This is a genomic window from Microbacterium lemovicicum, from assembly GCF_003991875.1.
GTDB classification, from domain to species: domain Bacteria; phylum Actinomycetota; class Actinomycetes; order Actinomycetales; family Microbacteriaceae; genus Microbacterium; species Microbacterium lemovicicum.
In genome coordinates this window covers 2,295,338-2,313,861 of sequence record NZ_CP031423.1, presented here as the reverse complement: position 1 = coordinate 2,313,861, position 18,524 = coordinate 2,295,338, and the positions used below count along the sequence as shown (strand labels likewise).

The following is an 18,524-nucleotide window of genomic DNA, read 5'->3' as shown; positions in this document are numbered from 1 at the left end:
TTGGCGAGCGTGCAACGGGCAAGCGTGCCGGCCGGCTATCCGGGCGGGGTCGGATCGGGCAGCAGGGCCCTTCGCGATATCTCCTTGTCTGTTCTGATGGAGGACCGGCTTCCGTTCGACAAGCCAGATAGGTTCCGATGGTGGTGATCGTTCGTGGAGCGGCGGCCGGCGAGCGTCGCGGTGCTCGCTGCCGCCATGACGGGATGCTCGGTCGACACGTTGATCTGGGGACCCGACGGCGCCCAGGTGATCGAGACCACCGAGCTACTCATCATGGACCTGTCCGCCGGCGAACGATCCGAGATCATCTGCGACGACTCGGTCGCCGACCTCGGCGAGCCGACCGATTGGGCAGGGTTGTCGGCGAGTGAGCCCGAGCATTTCACCGGGGAGCACTGGATCGAGGAAGCGCCCCTCGATCCGCAGTGGATGATCAACCCCTCGAAGGACTCCCCGATGGCGCGACACGCGGGGATACCTACCCCGGGGACGTCTGCTACCGCGGCACCGACGATGGACTCTGTGTGATCGACATCGCGTGGCAGACCCTCGTCCCGCCGGGTTGACCAGGGCTGGCTGGCCGGCCTCGGAGTTTGCCGAGCTGGCGATACCTACCGTCGGCGAACGCTAGTGGTGAGCATCACGATCCCTCGCGCTGGGCCTCACGCTGGGCCGCCAGCTCGGCTTCGAACTCCGTTCTGTCGGCCGCGGGGATCGAGTTCCGTAGGTTCTGCAGGTCAGCCTCATTCCAGGACTGCGCCGGCGTCACGCCGAGCCAGGTGTGCACAGCGAGCGACCAGGCCTTCGTCGACTCGAGGGCGATATGGCCGATCCCTCGGGCGTATGACGCAGGGGTGTCGAACGATGCGCTGACCGCAGCATGTCCGCCGTGAGTCGCCGCGGACATGTGGTCGTAGAGCCCGCTGATGATGGGGATCTCGTCTCTGAGCCGCTGCGTGTACTGGAACCGCGTCTTGGCGCCGGCCTTGCCGACTCGGACCTGGGCGACGTCGTCGAGAGTGACATCGTCCTTGACGCGGCGGATGATCTGAACCTTCGGGCGCCCGCTCTCGAGTCTTGCGGCGAGCTCTTCCCTGAGGGCTCGTGTGCGGGGCGCTTCTTCAGCACCTCCGGACTCGATGCCCTTCTCGAGCATCGCGAACAGCGCCGCGTAGCTGCGCGCCGCACGCTCGTCGGAGGAGAGCCCTTGGCGCAGAGTCCAGACCGTTGAGCTCGAGACCTCGGCGATCGACCTGGCGATCGCCATGGCGGGGAGCGGGTAGAACGTGTCGTCCGACAGCAGCACCTGCAGTCCGCGCAGGTGCGAGACGAGCGCGTTCGTCAACGCTTCCAGCCGCTTGATGGAGTGCTCGAATGCATACAGATGCTCTCCGGCCGTGGCGCGCCGGAAATCCGTGCCGCAGGGCGTGTCGGCGGGAGCGCTGTTCACGCGATCGCCGATCTTCCGGTTGGACTTCTCGACATGAGCACGGCACTGGGACACTAGCCGGCGCGCGACTTCCGATGCGAGCTGCATCTCGTGGACTGATTCGTCGTCTGCTGCATCGGGGTCCGCCACGAGCCTATGTTGCCGCAGGGGACGCCGCTTGCCGAAGAGAACTCCGGAGGGAACGTCCCATCGAATCTCGGCTCGCGGGAGTATCGTTGTCTGTGGGCGGTTCTGGACCGCCCATCTCCGAGTCGCGATTCCCACGTGATCGCGGCGACGAGGACAACCATGGTGATCCAGAGAAGCAGTCCTGTTCCGTTCTCTCTCCTTCATAGGGCGTTCGCGAGGCAGGCGTGGGGTGCCGAGCATTGAGCCCGGAAGAAGAGAAGACAATGAGCTCGACAGCCGTATCCGTCGATTCCAGCGACCGTTCTGATCTGGACGTCGACATCCAGCGCGATGCGCGCGCGTGGAGCCGGTTCACCGGCATGAAGTACACCCGGGCGCTGCGCCTGATGAAGCACCCCCTGGCGCACGGCATCCTCGGCGAGCGGATCAGTGCACGCAAGCTGATCGCGGTACTGACCGAACACCCGGTGCTGTCGGAACCGGTCCAGGATGACGACGACACAGGTGCGTTCTCCTCGACGGGAGAGCGAGCGACTCTGCTGGGTAGATCCGGCCTGTGGGCGGATGAGACATATCCGATCCGCATGAGCAGCGAAGACTCATTCATCGAACTGGTGCTCGTCTGCGAGGTGCTGCGGATGTTCTCGACGATCGACGAGCCGACCTCCGACGCGTACAGCTATAACCTCAAGCACACCGCGGAGGAGCTCTTCTCGGAATGGCTGGGAAAGTTCTCTCACGTCGATAACGGGATCGCGATCTGGGCTGCGGCCGCCATCGATCTGCCGATGAGCGATAGCTCCCCGGGCGAGATGAGCCCGAACGCGAACTTCGGACTCGACCCGCAGCAGGTCGAGTACGCACGACGGATGCGTCGCAACCAGCGCGGCTCGAGCTCATCGATACGGGCTCACCATCACCGTCCGCCCGGGTACCTGTACCTGCAGAGCGCGCTCGAGCAGTTCCGGACCACCGCTGAGACCCCAGCTCGCTGGAACGGCGTGGACGAGCAGGCGGAGCCGCTGACGAGCCCGTTCCACGAGTGGCTCGTCGCTCAGGTCGACCCGTCGGGCGAGCGTGGCGACTTCGGCTCCCGGGAGAACCTCGCCTACGACTACCGCGCAGGAGTCCTGGACAACGACCATGGCGTAGCGATGCACCCGCAGGACCTCGTGCGGATCCTCGTCGATCTTCATGCTGCCGCTGAGTTCGTCGACGCAGCGCGCGAGGCTGTCCTGGACTGGGCACGCACCTCGCCCGATTCGCAGGGCATCCGTACGGAGCTGATCGACGAAGAACGTTCTTCCCACGGGGGCTGGGGCGCAGGTGACGGCACCATCGAGCGCTTCGAGTACCGGTGCCCTTGCGGGAACGGCACGATCCTCGAGGAGCACGACAACATCCCGGGATTCCGCGAGCACAGCCCGACGATCATGTGCTCGAAGTGCGACAAGGAATGGCAGCAGGTGCCCGGCGCCCCTGCGTACGGCTGGCGCATCGAGCCGATCGAGCGCGCTGTGTCCTGACTCCGGTCTGATGGAATGAGAAGACCCCGGGGCCGCAAGGCTCCGGGGTCTTCTCGCTTCGCGGCTCACGAGCAATCAGTGACCTGCAACAAGTCTGCGCTCCCGGGGGTCAACGCAGAAGTCGCCTCCGAGCAGCAGCGGATCCTCCGCTGGTTCGCGAGCGAGCTAGCAGAGCGACACACGTACACTCCAGCGCTGCAGGCTGCCCGCAGTGCCGCGATCGCAGAAGTCCACGAAGCAGGGAACCCCGTCGTCGACGATCGCCCGGATGCCCAGCCGGGGTTCTACCTCGTGGTTGGCCACACGAGCGCGTGGCTGCCGCAAAGCCACAGGAGCGACAGCACGGATATCTAGATCCGTGACGGTGATGAGGCCGACGGTGTGGCAACGTTCGCTTGCATGCGAACGGAGACAAGCGCGTTCTGCCGTGAGTGCTTCTGCAGGCGGAGCGGGGCCACGTGGAATGCTCCGGTTAGGTCGAGTCTTTTCGTGCGGCGCAGGTAATCGGCGGTCACCAGCAGGGCGACAGGGACATCCGTCGCTGCGTACTGGACGGCTTGAGGTCCGAAGTCTGCGACGAGCTGGTCGTCGCTCAGGTCCTGGTCGGTGCGTTTCACTTCGATGCAGATCCGGCATCGAGGGAACGTGATGGCGATGTCGACGCGTCCGCCGGCGGTGTTGGACTGCTCGACGACGGAGGTTAGCCCGGACATGCGCAGCTGCCTGTTGAGGTCGTCGGCGAGCTCATGTTCGAGGGGCCAGGGCTTGTCATCAGCCATCCATGGGGATGCACGCTGCCCACTCTGTCCTTCATCGAGGTGGAAGGCGGCGAACCGCACGACATGCTTCAGAACCAGCCCGAGTTCATATCGGTACTGGCTGATCCCACCCTGCGCGTACTGTTCACAGGCGTCCAGCAGCTGGTCCAGCAATACCGACTCCGCGTAGCCGACGGGATAGCTGTACAGGGCGAGCTGCTCGTAGACGTGTGTGAGGTCCGGGTGCTCCGCTGCGACGTCGGCGAGGATCGTCGCGTCACCGGGGGTCAGGTTCAGGCGGTCGCGAATCGACTCCGGAATGGCGGTCGACTCGCCGCCCGCTTTTTTTGGTGGGGTCTCCAGCTGCACCAGCAGCGCTTCCACCGCAGCGCGGGTGTCCTGTTCGGTGCCCGATGGTGCCGCATCGAGCCACCTCCGCACGTGGGAGAGGATGGCGCCGTTGCCTTTCACCAGGTTGTCCACGTGCGGTTGCACGAGTGCGCGGATCCCCGCTTGTCCCGTTCCGCCCTGACTGACGACGAGGGTCATCGTGGTCTCTGCTGCGAGGGTCCGGGCGAGGTTCTCGATGGTGCGTGGTGGGTCGTACCAGGCGTCAGTGTCCGCCTGATGCAGCTGATTCAGCAGCTCGAGCCATGCGGTGGACGTCTCCCCCCGAGCGGCACGCCAGCCACGGGACACACCGTGATATCCGTCTAGGTACCCGTACACAGAGTCGCAGATCGACTGGTAGCGCTCCTCGGTGACCGAGTGCCCGTCGGCCTGGTCGAGCACGCCGCTGATGACCGCGTGGAACGCGACAGCGTCTGGTCGACCTTCATCAGCGGACGCCGCATCGAACCAATGCTGGGCCTCTCCCAGCCCGGAGCGAACGTCGTCGAGTTCGGTGCGTGCGGTCGCTCGGGCGACCCAGTCGAGCCCGAGCTCCATCGCCGCGTCCGAGTTAAGATCGTCATGTTCGGTGAGCGTGTGCAGCGCAGTGCGGAGGTTCTCGTCCCCCCACTTCGACAGTGCAGCACCGAGCGCTCGCACAAGGGTCGGAGTCGCGTCCGGCGCGCTGCTCCCGTCCTGAAGGGCAGCGCGAAGGTGCAGTGCCATTGTCCCGAAGTTCCCGAGAGCAAGCCTGGTCCAAGCTTCCAGAGCGAAGTCGCGTGCGAGGCCGGATTGCTCCGCTCGGTGCTTCAACGCCTGTTCGAGGTCCGTGGAGATCTGCGGGAGGACAGACTCGGAGGTCAGCAGCACGTCGTAGAGGTCTCCGGCGCTGAAGGCGGGGATCGACTCCACAGCGCCGAGGAGGAGCTGGCGGGCCGCGTCCTGGTCATCGAGGGCGCCCCACCCGTTGCAAAGGGCGACAGCGACTTCGACGACCCGTGAGTCGTGGACGAGAACGTCCGCAGACTCGTAGATCCCATGCTCACCGCCGAGCGCGTCCAGGGTCGGTGCGCCCTCGAGTGTGTCGAGCACATCCAGCACCGTTGAGGCCATCGTCGCTCCTCACCTTTCCTGTCACCACATGAACCCGGTATCCATCGGTCGCTGCACTGCCTCGTCAGGAAGCACGGCGTCCACCAGGTCACTATGCGCGGTGCCCGTGATGACCTGCAGGCCGTACGCTTCGGCGACCCGGTTCAACTCGGTCAGCAGAAGTTTTGCATTCTCGTGGTTCAACTCCTCACGAGCGAGGGAATCGACGATAAGCAGTCCCGGGTGCCGTCCGAGCCCCGAGGTTGTCCCCACGTCCAGGAGCGCGACGACCAACGCGATCTTCAACCGCAGCCGCTCACCGTCGGTGAGGTCGCCGAAGTTCGTGGACTCCCCGCCCTTCACGACCGGCAGATGCGCGTTGCCTTTCAGGGTTGCTGACTCCAGGTTGCTGATCCCGAGCTGCTTCCCCAGTTCGGTGATCTGCGCGCTCACCGACTCCAGCGCCGACCTGAAGTCCTTCTTCGCCTCCGTATCCGAGATCGTCTCCGCCGCGGAAAGGACAGCCTGCTCCGCGCTCAGTCGTTCCTCGTCGGGATCCTCACCGAACATGATCGAACGTTCCTGGATCTGACCGTCTAGGAATCCGAGGCGCCGCTCGAGCGTCTGCCGTTTCACCGGGTCGCCCTGCGCATGGTTGAGTGCGTTGGACGCTTCCTCGAATGTCACCTGTGCGAGGCGGGCTGCCTCGCCCGCCTCGTCGTGGACGGTCGAGAGGCGCTCCGCTTCAGCCGCGCACCTCTCCACGTGCTCCTCAGCCAGATCGACCGGGTCGGCGTCCTCCTCCGACGGGGCCTCAGGTGCATCGTCATCACGGTCAGGGTCGATGGGGTTGTTGCACAGCGAACATGCCCCGTCGAGTTCCCGCTCCCACTGGACCTGCTGGACCTGCGCGTCACATCGGGGACAACAGGACGGCTTCAGCGAGTGCCAGAACCGTTTCGTGACCGCCGCTTCCTTCAACGCGGCCAGGTCATGTTCGGCGGCCTCCAACGCTCGGCCGGCGACACCGTACGCAAGCGCCGCCTCCGCCAGCCACCGCTGGGTGCGAGTGATCTCGCCCGTCGCAGCGGTGACCGCTTCGACGAGACGCATCCCCTGCCCACTGCCTGGGGGCAGCGCATCCAGCTCCGCCTGCACCGTCGCCCGCTCCGCCTCAAGTTCCAGCGCCCCAGCCTGCCGCGCATCAGCGTCACGTGCCCGCCGTCGTTTCATTCCCGCGAGAGTCGCATCGACGGACCTGCGTTGCGCGCGAGCAAGGCTCCGCGTCGCGCTCCACTCTGTGGCGAGGAACGTGTTGAGCACGGCGACCGCCTGCGTGGGAACCTCACCGATGGCGGACTTCACGCTCGGTTTCGCGATGACCAGCGCCTGCGACCACAACGGCCACGCGTGCTCCGCAGTCGTGCCATCATCGCCGTCCGTGGCGCCCCTGTTCCGCTGCCACTGGGTGAGCGTGTCCAAGCCCAACCGGTCGAGCATGAAGTCGTTGATAGCGCGGGCCATGTCCTCGTCACCCTCGAACGCGCTCACGGTGAAGGCACCCGCGCCACGCAGTCGTGTCAACAGATCGTCCACGGGCACCGTCACCCCGAAGACGGGCGCGCCCGTGAGCTGCGATTCGGCGCTCAGAGCGTGCATCGCGTCCAGCGCGATGCTCTCCATCTCATGCAGGTCCGCCGTCTGCTGCGAGGGGAACGCGAGGATGGAACCGGTCGGCATCCCGTCGTCCACACGCCACGCGATGAGGACCCGTTCACCGCTGATCTCCAACAGCAGGCACACCTGTCGGAGCCACTTCTTCACGTCGGGCGCGACGTTGGCGATGCCCCGCAAACCCCACGACACGATGTCCAGTGTTGAGCTCTTACCCGCGTCGTTCTTGCCGTCACTGACCAGGGCGGTGACCGGGGTGGTGAACGCGCGGGTGAAGGAGAACGGCACGTAGGTGCGGGAGTCCGGGTCCTCACCGGACTGAAGGTTCTTCACTCCCGCGAAGTGCACAGCACTCAGGCGCAGGTTTCGCCGTGACGGGACCGGACGGGGGCCGGAGATCCCATAACTGCCGAGGATGGACGCGACGTCATCGCGCACCCCACCGGCCTTCTCCGTGACCGCTTCGACCCAGTCCACAGTGTTCGTCTCCATCGGCGTTACAGCACTCCCAAGCTCGTCGCGCGAGCTGTCACACGGTCAAGGATTGATGGGATCACGTCCCCATGCGCGGTCGCCTCATACTCAGGCTGCTCGTACTGGCGGCGTTTCGCCGTCGCACCGAGGGACGCGTCAGGGATGAGCTCAATCGCGGCGGCCTGCGCGTCGTACCAGGCAAGTTCTGGGATGGTCGCCCGCATCTTCTGGACGGTGTCTCGCCCGGCTGTCAGGAGGAAGTAGTCCCGCCGTGCCAGGTTCCCGGAGTCGGCTGCTCTGCGGTGCGCGATCTGACCGTACATTTTCAGCACCGACAGCGCGTCGTCGATAAACTCGTACGCGCCGTACATGTACCGCTCCATCGGATAGCGGTGCAGGGACGGCGCGTCACCGTCGAGCATCCTGCGCACCGCAGGCTGCACGGCACCCAGCGAAGCTCTCCCGCTCTCGAACTCCGTGAGCAGCTCATCGGCGAGGTAGTCGGGGTTTCGGAGCCAGAAGTCGAGCTTCTGGACTCGCGTCAGTGACGAGACGACGGCGACCGCGTCCTCGACGGGGCAGTCCGCGGCGACGGGTGTGCCGAGCACGTCAAGGAGGATGAGGATCCGGGTCGCCGTCTGGCTCGTGGATCCGCCTCGACGTCGCGCGGCAGACATCAATGGCATGGACAACGTCATCTCCCCCGGTCGTACTCATCATGGCGTGGCAGGCGACCGAAACCCGGATACCGCGGTCCCGGCGCGTCACGAGTCACGCGAACTGGGGCGGGACGGTCAGGTTCGTGGCGAACTGCAGGTGACTTCCGATCCCACGACTCGTCAGCGATTCGCCTCGCGTGGTCGGCCATGCCCAACCCTAGGCGCGTTGGCTCACGAGGATGTGCGCGCACGATGCGGCTCCTCAAGCGCGCATGCCCGCTGATGGATCCGAAGCGAGCGGACGCCCGATTGTGGATCGTCGACTCGCAGTGCGATCGCGCAGCGGGTCGCGCGCTCGCACTACACTCGGCGGCGTGACAACGCCTGCAGACTGGTACGAAGATCCCACCGGGCGGTTCGAGCGCCGGTACTGGAATGGGACAGCGTGGACTGACCACGTGTGGGCCGCCGGCGCACAGACTGTCGACGCCCTCGTGCCGTCTCCACCAATCGCGGTACAAGAATCAGCTGATGCGATTGCGTCATCACAGGCGGTTGAGGTGCAGCCCGCCGCGCACGTGGAGGTCGAGGTCGCGCCCAAGCGTCTCTCGCGGCGACAAGCCAAGCGCCAGGGCCGGGACTCGTTCGAGACCACCGCGCTTGCGGCCGCGCACGGCGATCAAACTGCGTTAGAAGCCCTTCCGGCATTGGTCGCCGACGCTGAGCGTCATTACAAGGCGAAAGAGTGGGAGCAACGCCGCTGGGACACGCTAGCAATCGCGATTCGCGACGTCGTCGATGACGACGTCCTCACCGAAGCCGAAGAGCGGGAGCTGTTCCGACTTGCTGATGCGCTCGATCTCGACCTTCAAACGCTCGCCGTGCGCGACATGGCGGTCTTTGAGGAACTGGTCATCGCTGGGCTCAACGATGGACGCCTCCCGACGGTCGACGCTCCGGTCATGTTGAAGTCGGGTGAAACTGCTCGAGCCACGTTCGGCGTCGCGCTGATGAAGGAAGTTACGGTGCGCGAGATGCGTGGTGGCTCCCACGGTGTGAGCATCCGCGTCGCGAAAGGTGTCAGTTACCGCGTTGGCGCGGCACGCGCCAAGAGCGTCGTTGTGGGAACGCAGATGCAGGTGCAGGACGTCGGCGTCCTCACCGTCACGAATCAGCGCGCGATCTTCACAGGCGACAAACGCACCCTGGAGTTCCGGTACGACAAGCTCGTCGGAATGGAACAGTTCTCCGACGGGCTGCGACTGAACGTCTCGAATCGGCAACTCGCATCACTGTTCCGCTTCAGCGCATCCTCCTCGCCAGCCATCGCCGCCGCGTTCATCAGCCGACAGGAGTAGGAGTGGCGAAACGGACTGAGAGCGACGAGCACTACGTCCTCGACCTCTGTGACGAAGTCTTGGGCATTCCCGGCAACCGCCAGGCGCGCTTCGACTGGCTCCTCGGCGACGCATCGCCCACCACCGGTCGAGCCGCCCGACTTCCAGTCGACGGATACTGGCCCAATCTGAATCTCGCGGTCGAGTTCCAGGAGAAACAGCACACCGAGGCCGTGCCTCTGTTCGATCGCCGAGCAACCGTGTCCGGCGTCACGCGCGGAGAGCAGCGACGACTCTACGACCAACGCAAAGCCGAACTCATACCCGCCAACGGGCTTCGCCTAGTCGTGATCCACAAGAGCGCGTTCCCCACGAGGCGGGATCGCATCGTCCGCCAGCACGACCACGACATCGCAACCGTTCGCGAACACCTCCACCACTGACTACGTGCCGGCCCCACCCTCCAAGCTCGAGCAGGATCCCCCGCCAAAATCATTCAAGCGGATCAGCGGACATTCGTGTCACCAGCGCGGGGCTTCGGGCGTTTACGAAGAGGCGGCCTAGGCAACCACGCCAGCACTGCGACGCGCAGGCGCTGCCACGAGGTCGTCAAGGTCACATCGGCAAACGGCGAGCATCACTAGACTTGCGTCGTGTACCGGCTGACGGGCCTCGAGTCGCCCGACTTCTCATTTCGTCTAAGTGGCGAAGACCTTGAGGCACACCGATTCTCAGTTGTCATTGGCGCCAACGGCACCGGGAAGAGCCGCCTGCTTGCTCACCTTGCGGCTGGGGCCATGCGACCGATGGAAGATCGCAGAGAAGAAGTGGGTTCTCGGGCCCCCCTGGTTCTAGCGGTTTCCAATCTTGTCATCGACTCGTTCCCCAAGCCTCGAGCATGGAACGACTCCTACCGTTATCTTGGGTTGCGGCAAGCCACTAACACCGTCTCGACAGGGTCGCTCAATTCCTCGCTCGGGCCGTACCTCGTCGAACTAATGGCTTCGTGGGGTACCCGGATCGACTTAGGACCGGTGCTACATCACGTCGGTGTCGGCGACTACGACATCGTTGTAGCTAAGCGCGTGCGACCCGTTGGCGAAGTCGGAACCCTTGAGAGGCTCGCGCCGAGCCTAGACAACTTTGGCCTAAAGCCGCCTAGACAGGCGATTGAGGCGCTCGATGGAGAATTGTCCGATGTAGCGCGGGACCTGGACATCTCACGCTCGCTAGGGACTGGCGAGGTTCTCGGTCGACGCCTCGCAAGCCTTGCCACATATTTCGACCTGCATCCTGCCATCCTTCTTGTGAGCTTGCGCCGCGTCTACGGGTTGACCCTCGATGTGCGCTTCGATGGCCGCCTCGAGGCGAAACATTCGGGGCTCAGCGCTGGCCAGGCAATGCTCTTATCCATGGTCGTTCGCATCGCAGCTGCTATTCGGCCGGGTTCGCTCGTTCTAATCGATGAGCCTGAGACGGGCACTCACCCGGACTGGCAGTCTTCATTCATACCGATGATCAAGGAAACGCTACCGCCGGAAGCTGCGAGTCATTTTTTCATTGCGAGTCATTCACCGTTCCTTGTGTCTGACGCCAACGATGTTCTCAGAGCTGATGGCTCACCGTTGTTCGAGGAAGTAACCAGCGACGTGAGGGGCATGTCCGTGGAGGGCATTTTGTATCGAATCTTCGGTACACGGGTGGTCGGCAACTCCGCGGTCGATGCGGACCTCACACGTGTAGTCACCTGGATATCGGGACGTGAACAAGGAGCGCAAACCCCTTCGGACATCATCGGTGCAGCGATCCGACTAGAAGGTATCTCTTCGGAGGAGACTCCTACAGTGAACGCCATTCTCGCCGAGCTTGTGAGGGTTCGGGAGCGCCCAGCGTCATGAGGAGATTGAAGAAGCCTCCGCGACACCTCAAGATTGAGCCGCAAGATGCCATGGATGCGGGCGGCGGTGTAGTGGCGTGGGGGTCGTCTTCGGCGACCAAGCGCTTCCGTCGACAGTTTGCCGCCTGGGCCTACCGAAGTCAGAAGGGGCGGTGTGCATACTGCAGCCTGCCCTTGGGAGCGCGAGGGCATCGTTCAAGTTCGATCGACCACTTTGTGAAAAAGGGCGGCAATAACGGCCTACCACGATGGACGTACGAACTTTACAACCTCTTCCTCGCATGCGAGCGATGCAACAGCAAGTCAAAGAAGCAGTACCTTGCGCTAGATGGTTCACCAATCAATCCTTATCGGGCCAACGCGTTCACTCTCTTTCACCCATACCTGGACAAGATTCAAGACCATATGGAGGGCGGATATCGTGGTGGCGCAACAGAGCCTTCAACGCCGCGGCATTTGTCCGCCAAGGGTGCTGAATCGATCCGACTTTTCAAGCTTGCCGATATCAGCCTCCGGCGCCTATGGGAATCAGAGTCGCAGGCCTGTGCGGACGACAAACGACGTCGAGATCTGTCAGCGAACGAGTACGCGCAGTATCGAGAAGCGCTGAAGGAGTTGCAGGGAGCGTTCAGGTAGATCCACGAGTTTCATCTCCTCCTGCAGCCGATATAGCGAGCGATGTGGACTGCGATGTCATGGCGAGCGGTCGAGTGACCCGCGAGCGATCGGTAGGGAGTCACGACGTCGGACGGTATTGGTCAATGCCAATACCACCGGCCCTGAGACTGACGACGCTCGGTCGGCCACGAGGGCGAGGGCAGCCGACGATTCGTCAGGCGCTTAGGCGTCGACGCCGAAGGCGCGCAGCAGCGGGATACGGGGGATCATCCGGCGCGGGCCCAGTTGCACTGTGGGGATGGTCCCGTTCTCGATGCCGAGCTTGATTGTGCGGTAGTCGACGCCGACGAGTTTCGCGGCGTCTTTCATGGTTAGTGCGAGTGAGGTGGATGACGTGCTCATGACAGTCTCCTTCGGTGGGCAACTAATGACATCACTTGCTCACGCACTGTACACCCATGAATGCCCGATGTCATCGCTTGCTCAGGGTGGGACGAACTGACACACTCGCACCATGCCCGAACTCGTCATCGAACAGGTCGACGCGGAGATCATCGATGCGGGGGATGGTGTTCACATTCCACGCTCGTGGGGCGCGGTGGTGACAGGCCTTCCTGACATTCCGGGTGCGGTCCGAGCGCGCATCGTGTACGACACGGCATTGCGGCGTGCGGTGGCTGAGTCGATTCAGGTGGACCGCGACGGACCGGGGGATGAGGTGACGACGACACTGCTGCGCGATATCCGGGTGCAGGCGATCGTGCAATGGGCTGCTGCTCGAGTTGTACGGATCGACGGCGATGGTGGAGCGCCCGAGTCGTACGGCGAGTACATCGCGCGCCTGCGCACGGATGAGGGCCGCTCTGACGACCAGAATCTGCGCGAGGCGGTCAGGCTGTACCGACTCGCATCGGTGATCAACGACGGACCGCTCAAGCTCGTGTCTGAGGAGCTCAATGTCAGTATCAGCACGGCGACGCGAATGATGAATCGTGCCCGCGTCGCCGGCCTTGTCGATGAGGAGACCGGGCGTGAGGTCTACGTCCAGGCCCGGGAACAGCAGCTTCGCGAGCAGGCCACGGGGCCCGTCGTCGGCCCGGGGTCATCCGGCCCGTCGGTCAGCCGCTGATCATTGAATTTCGCCAGTCCGGCGCGCCTAGCTGGCGTCGGGCATGCCGCACCGTGATTTCTGTCATTTGTGCACTTCGGGCGGTTCGGCATCCATGTGCTGATCAATGTGCTTAGAGTTTGCGGCGTTAACGGATGCGGGCAAAAACAAGTCTCGCCCATGCCCGATCTAGCCCCGGAATCGCGCGGAATTTTTGCCCGCAATTTGCCCGCATCCCATCTGCAGTTGCATGTTTTCGCATGTTCGCCGATGCGGTCGCACTCTCGAAAACTCGCGTGATTCCGCGGATTTTGTCGGTAGATGCAACCAGGTGAAGCTAGCGAAAACGCGCATTTTCGGATTCGAGTCCCTCCAGGGGTATATGCCTCCCATTCGCGACAGTCGGCCTCTTCCCTAGAGTCTGACACGGGATGTAAACCTCCGAATTAGCTAATCGGTAGGCACCTACAACGTCGGGCTGACCCATCCCGCTCTTGTGGCGCTGGATTCAGCTGCTCGACTGATAGTGGAGGCGCGGCGGATACGCGCCGTCGAGCTCCATAACGCTCCCTGCCGCCCACGACTGACGCCTCAGTACCCACCGGACGCCCCCGCGCTCTTCCGCCACGCCACTTGACAACCGCTCCGTGACCGGTCACGCTAGGCATCACCGTGACCGGTCACGGAAATGCACCACTCAGCGTCGAGGAACGAGGATCGCAGTGAAATTCGCCTACCAGGTCAACGCATGGGGCGGGGTCGTCGGCACCCCCGGCGCCGTCACCGACATCTCGAACGGGTTCTACTTGACGCCCGGTGGCCCGGCTCCGGCGATCGCCGCCATCGCCGCCGCGGGCTTCTCGGGCATCGAGATCTTCGACGGCAATCTCCTCTCGCTGGGGGAGGGCAAGGACGATTTCCGCCGCCTCCTGGACGAGCACAGCGTGGAGCTGGCCGGCGTCTACTCGGGCGGCCACTTCATCTACCGCGATGCCCATGAAGACGAGCTCGCGCGCTTCGACCGCTCGATCGCCGTGGCAGCCGAGTTCGGCGCACGTCACTTCGTGCTCGGCGGGGGAGCGATCCGCTCGACCGGTCGTCAGGACCAGGACTACGTCGTCATGGCCGAGCTGCTCGACCAGGTCGCAGACCGGGCCCGTAGCGCGGGCCTCGTACCGAGCTACCACCCGCACCTCGGGAGCCTCGCCGAGGCACCCGAGCAGATCGATGCCCTGCTCGCAGCATCCTCGATCGGTCTCTGCGCCGATGTGGCTCACCTCGCCGCGGGCGGGGGAGACCCGGTGCAGATCATCGACACCTACGCGGACCGCCTCGACTACGTCCACCTGAAGGACTACGACCCCCAGACGGGCAGCTTCATGCCCCTCGGCGAAGGCGTCGTCGACATGGACGCCGTCGTGCAGGCCGTGGTACGCACCGGCTACAGCGATTGGGTGGGCGTCGAACTCGACGGCTACGCCGGCGACGCGGCCGACGCCGCCCGCCGCAGCTTCGCCTATCTCGACGACGGCCCCCTCGCCGACTCGTCGACGCTGCCGCGCTGACGCAGCGCCCACCGGCTTCACCTCACAACAGAACAGCACGAAACAACGAAGTTCCGCAGTTCCCGTATCGCCCAGGGCACAGTCGCCCGCTCAACATTTAGGAAGCAGCAATGATGCGCACGAAGCACAGCTTCATCGCGGGTGCAGGTCTCCTCGCCGCGTTCGCCATGGCCCTCGTCGGATGCTCGACCGACAGCGGAGGCGGAGACGGATCCGCTCAGACCGTCACGGTCGATGCCGCGGCGATCCAGCCGGCATCCATCGTCGGCCTCGGCAAGAACGGCGAAGAGCCGGTCACCGTCGACGACCTCCAGCTCACGGACGATGAGACGGCGAAGGTCGCCGCCGGCGACTTCACCGTCGCCATCTCGATGAACACCATGGACATCGACTGGTCGCGTCTGACGATCCAGGGAATCCAGGACACCCTCGACGACCTCGGGGTGAAGGTGGTCGCCGTCACCGACGCGAAGTTCGACGTGCAGCAGCAGATCTCCGACATCGAGAACCTCATCACGCAGAAGCCCGACGCGATCATCAGCATCCCGACGGACGACGTGGCCACGGCCGAGGCGTACAAGAAGGTGAGCGCGGCCGGGATCAAGCTCATCTTCATTCACATGCCGGCCAATGGGCTCGTCTACCCGCAGGACTACCAGGCCGTGATCGCGCCGGACAATCAGGGCAACGGAGAGATCGCGGCGGCCGCGCTCGCCGAGTACATCCCCGAGAACGGCACGGCGGGCATCGTCGACTTCGCGGTCGACTTCTATACGACCAACCAGCGCACTCTGCGCGTGAAGGAGTGGTTCGCCGAGAACCGCCCCGACGTCACCCTGAAGGATGCCGGGTTCACCGACACCGGAGCGGTCGGGCCGGTCGCGGCGAACTTCATGACGGCCAACCCCGACGTCGCGGGACTGTTCCTCATCTGGGACGCCCCGGCGATGCAGGCGGTCGCCTCGCTGCGGAATGCGGGGGTCAACGTGCCCATCACGACCATCGACCTCGGCACCGAGGTGGCTGTGGACATGGCCAGCGGTGGATACATCAAGGCGGTCGGTGCACAGAAGCCGTACGAACAGGGCGTCGCCGAAGCACTCGCCGCGGCGAAGGCGCTCGTCGGCAGCGAGACTCCCGCGTGGGTCGCACTGCCGTCGGTCGCGGTGACGCCCCAGAACCTCCTGGAGTCGTACGAGGATATCTTCCGCACGGCGCCCCCGCAGGAAGTCGTCGACGCCTGTGACGCCTCCGGCGTCTGCGGCTGACGACGAGAAGCCGAACCCATCGAAGAGGAGGGCGTGATGGCGATTCCGACGAACCAGAACGACGCGAGCAGCGAGACGGTGCTCGTTGCGAAAGGCGTCAGCAAAGCGTTCAGCGGTGTCTACGCCCTGAAGGGGGTGGACTTCGACCTGCGGGCCGGAGAGGTGCATGCACTTCTCGGCGCGAACGGCGCAGGCAAGTCCACCCTCATCAAGATCCTCGACGGCGTGCAGCCGCAAGACGAGGGGACCGTCGAGATCGACGGGCGGGAGCGGACCCCGGCAGACATCGCGACGGTCTTCCAGGAGCTGAGCCTCGTGCCGTCGCTGTCGGTCGCGGAGAACATCTTCCTCGGCAACGAGCCGCGCAACCGCTTCACCTTCGTCGACCGCAAGAAGATGAACCGGGTCGCGAAGGAGCTCCTAGAGGGGCTAGGACTGCGTCTGCGCCCGGAGGAGCCGGTCGAGAACCTGTCCGTGGCTTCCCGCCAACTCGTGGAGATCGCCAAGGCAATTCATCGAGACGCACGCGTCCTCGTGCTCGACGAGCCGACCTCGACGCTGACGAAGGCCGACCAGCTGCTGCTGTTCGAGAGCGTGCGCGACATCCAGAAGTCCGGCGTCGGCATCATCTACGTCACGCACCGCCTGACCGAGGTGTTCGAGCTCGCAGATCGCGTCACGATCATCCGCGACGGTCGGAAGGTTCTCACCGAGAACGTCGCCGAGATGGAGATGGCGACACTCGTGCGCGAGATCAGCGGCACGGCGATCGACGAAGACGGCCCCCCCAAGGAGAGCTTCGACCGATTCGCGCACCCGGAGACCGTGAGGAGGTCGACCACCGGTCCGAAGCTCCGTGTCACCGACCTGTCAGGCGATCGGTTCGCGAACATCAGCTTCCGCGCCGACGGCGGACGGATCATCGGCATCGCCGGGCTCATCGGGTCGGGCCGCACCGAGCTCCTCGAGACGATCGCCGGCGCGCGTCGTGCGATGGCCGGCGAGATCGAACTCGACGGCCGGGCGGTCAGATTCAAGCACCCCTGGGAGGCGCTGAAAGCAGGCGTTGCGCTCGTTCCGGAGGACCGGCATCGCTCGGGCGTCATCCTTCAGCACTCCATCCAGAGGAACCTCACGCTGGCCCATCGCAGATCGCTCACCCGCGCCGGGTTCGTCGACAACCGAGCCGCCGCGAACCTCGTGCGCGGTCTCGCCGACACCCTGCAGGTCAAGGCGGCGTCGATGGCCAGCCCTGTGCAGTCCCTCTCCGGCGGCAATCAGCAGAAGGTCGTCTTCGCGAAGTGGCTGCAGCCGGGCATGCAGGTTCTGCTTCTCGACGAGCCGACACAGGGCGTGGACGTACGTGCCCGTCAGGAGATCTACAGCGTCATCCGCCGCTTCGCCGAGGAGGGTGCCGCGATCGTCGTGGTCTCGTCCGACTTCGTCGAACTGAACGAGCTCTGCGACGAGATCTGCTTCATGACCTCGACCACCATGAGCCGGTCCGAGCCCGTGACCGACGACGTCACGGATCAGTACATCTACTCCAGACTCAATGAAAGGGTGCTGCAGAGCCATGAGCGCGACCACCAGTAATGTCTTCTCGCGCCGGTGGGGCGGGCGCTCCGCGGGCGACTTCATCCGCGAGTACTTCGTCTACATCGCCCTCGTCGCGCTGATCGTCTTCTTCTCGATCGCGTCGCCGTATTTCCTCACCGCGGGCAACTTCGCGAACATCGGCCGGCAGACGGCGATCGTCTCGATCATCGCGGTCGGGATGACGCTGGTCATCGTCAACGCGCAGATCGACCTGTCGGTGGGCAGCGTCTTCGCCCTCAGCGGCATGGCAGCCGCCCTCGCGATGCAGTACATCTCGAATTTCTGGCTTCTCGGTGCGCTCGCGGCCATCGCCGTCGGAATGATCTTCGGCTTCGCCAACGGCTACATCACCGTCAAGCTCGGCGTGCCGAGCTTTCTCGTGACACTCGGCATGCTGGGCATCGCCCGGGGCATCGCCCTGCTGATCACCGACACGCGGCCGGTGCTGATCACCAACCCGAGCTACTTCGCGATCTTCGGAGACAGCCGCGTGCTCGGCATCCCGATCGCCGTCGTCTGGACGGTGGCGATCGTCGTCATCGGCGTTCTCCTCCTCCACAAGAGCGTCTTCGGGCTTCGCGTCTTCGCCACCGGCGGCAACCCGCAGGCCGCCCGCTTCACCGGGGTCAACACCCGGCGCACGATCATCCAGTCGTTCGTCATCACCGGAGCCCTCGTCGGGGTCGCCTCAATTCTGTTCACCGGAGTGGCGCACGCCGCGCGACCCGACGTCGGCGTCGGCCTCGAACTCGATGTCATCGCCGCGGTGATTCTCGGCGGCGTCAGCCTTTTCGGCGGACGCGGCACTGTGGTCGGAGTGCTGGCCGGCTCGCTCATCATCGGGATCATGAACAACGGCCTCGTGCTGATGGGGGTGGACTCCTCCGTGCAGCAGATCATCAAGGGGATCATCATCATCGCCGCCGTCTCGCTCAGCAAGAAATAGCAGCCCTCCCCGTAACCAACGCAATAACGAAGGG

The 18,524-nt window shown here is 64.5% G+C and carries 15 protein-coding genes; 10 read left to right on the top strand and 5 right to left on the bottom strand.

Annotated features, from left to right (window positions below; all coding sequences use genetic code 11):
* Positions 1-246 precede the first annotated feature (246 nt).
* Positions 247-528: a hypothetical protein gene (locus tag CVS47_RS10850; RefSeq protein ID WP_127096093.1), complete on the top strand. Its 282-nt coding sequence runs from the start codon at positions 247-249 to the stop codon at positions 526-528.
* 112 nt (positions 529-640) lie between these two features.
* Here CVS47_RS10850 and CVS47_RS10845 read toward each other — a convergent pair whose 3' ends face one another.
* Positions 641-1,450, bottom strand: a complete 810-nt coding sequence (locus CVS47_RS10845; RefSeq protein ID WP_127096092.1) for a hypothetical protein — start codon at positions 1,448-1,450, stop codon at positions 641-643.
* 392 nt (positions 1,451-1,842) lie between these two features.
* On the opposite strand from CVS47_RS10845, the gene CVS47_RS16860 reads away from it, so the two are divergent.
* The gene (locus CVS47_RS16860) at positions 1,843-3,105 is read left to right on the top strand and encodes a hypothetical protein (protein WP_206502604.1); all 1,263 of its coding nucleotides are present in this window, start codon (positions 1,843-1,845) and stop codon (positions 3,103-3,105) included.
* A gap of 350 nt (positions 3,106-3,455) precedes the next feature.
* Here CVS47_RS16860 and CVS47_RS10835 read toward each other — a convergent pair whose 3' ends face one another.
* The 3 genes from CVS47_RS10835 to CVS47_RS10825 are packed head-to-tail and all read right to left on the bottom strand — an operon-like array spanning position 3,456 to position 8,101.
* Positions 3,456-5,366 (bottom strand): hypothetical protein, encoded by a 1,911-nt coding sequence (locus CVS47_RS10835; RefSeq protein ID WP_127096091.1) that lies wholly within the window; start codon positions 5,364-5,366, stop codon positions 3,456-3,458.
* A 21-nt stretch (positions 5,367-5,387) separates the two neighbouring features.
* Positions 5,388-7,496, bottom strand: coding sequence for a hypothetical protein (locus tag CVS47_RS10830; RefSeq protein ID WP_127096090.1), 2,109 nt, complete (start codon positions 7,494-7,496; stop codon positions 5,388-5,390).
* 20 nt (positions 7,497-7,516) lie between these two features.
* Positions 7,517-8,101: a hypothetical protein gene (locus tag CVS47_RS10825; RefSeq protein WP_127096089.1), complete on the bottom strand. Its 585-nt coding sequence runs from the start codon at positions 8,099-8,101 to the stop codon at positions 7,517-7,519.
* Positions 8,102-8,526: 425 nt separating this feature from the next.
* On the opposite strand from CVS47_RS10825, the gene CVS47_RS10820 reads away from it, so the two are divergent.
* From CVS47_RS10820 to CVS47_RS10810, 3 genes are all read left to right on the top strand, one after another.
* A complete protein-coding gene (locus tag CVS47_RS10820) occupies positions 8,527-9,510 on the top strand; it encodes a DUF2510 domain-containing protein (protein ID WP_164734638.1) in 984 nt (327 codons plus the stop codon).
* A gap of 2 nt (positions 9,511-9,512) precedes the next feature.
* Positions 9,513-9,932 carry a hypothetical protein gene (locus CVS47_RS10815; RefSeq protein ID WP_127096087.1) on the top strand — a complete coding sequence of 140 codons (420 nt, stop codon included), beginning with the start codon at positions 9,513-9,515 and terminating at the stop codon, positions 9,930-9,932.
* A gap of 210 nt (positions 9,933-10,142) precedes the next feature.
* Complete coding sequence (locus CVS47_RS10810; protein ID WP_127096086.1) at positions 10,143-11,387, top strand: AAA family ATPase; 1,245 nt, start codon at positions 10,143-10,145, stop codon at positions 11,385-11,387.
* An 839-nt stretch (positions 11,388-12,226) separates the two neighbouring features.
* Here CVS47_RS10810 and CVS47_RS10805 read toward each other — a convergent pair.
* A complete protein-coding gene (locus CVS47_RS10805; RefSeq protein ID WP_241240119.1) occupies positions 12,227-12,406 on the bottom strand; it encodes a MerR family transcriptional regulator in 180 nt (59 codons plus the stop codon).
* Between the two features lie 112 nt (positions 12,407-12,518).
* Here CVS47_RS10805 and CVS47_RS10800 point away from each other — a divergent pair, with 112 nt between their 5' ends.
* The 5 genes from CVS47_RS10800 to CVS47_RS10780 all read left to right on the top strand — a co-directional run bounded on the left by CVS47_RS10800 (position 12,519) and on the right by CVS47_RS10780 (position 18,490).
* Positions 12,519-13,133, top strand: a complete 615-nt coding sequence (locus CVS47_RS10800) for a hypothetical protein (protein WP_127096085.1) — start codon at positions 12,519-12,521, stop codon at positions 13,131-13,133.
* Between the two features lie 701 nt (positions 13,134-13,834).
* Positions 13,835-14,677 carry a sugar phosphate isomerase/epimerase family protein gene (locus tag CVS47_RS10795; protein ID WP_164734637.1) on the top strand — a complete coding sequence of 281 codons (843 nt, stop codon included), beginning with the start codon at positions 13,835-13,837 and terminating at the stop codon, positions 14,675-14,677.
* A 110-nt stretch (positions 14,678-14,787) separates the two neighbouring features.
* A complete protein-coding gene (locus CVS47_RS10790; protein WP_241240118.1) occupies positions 14,788-15,945 on the top strand; it encodes a substrate-binding domain-containing protein in 1,158 nt (385 codons plus the stop codon).
* 36 nt (positions 15,946-15,981) lie between these two features.
* Complete coding sequence (locus tag CVS47_RS10785) at positions 15,982-17,541, top strand: sugar ABC transporter ATP-binding protein (protein WP_127096083.1); 1,560 nt, start codon at positions 15,982-15,984, stop codon at positions 17,539-17,541.
* Entirely contained in the window at positions 17,522-18,490 is a 969-nt protein-coding gene (locus CVS47_RS10780) for an ABC transporter permease (RefSeq protein ID WP_127096082.1), read from the top strand. The genes CVS47_RS10785 and CVS47_RS10780 overlap by 20 nt, the downstream gene beginning before the upstream one ends.
* Positions 18,491-18,524 lie beyond the last annotated feature (34 nt).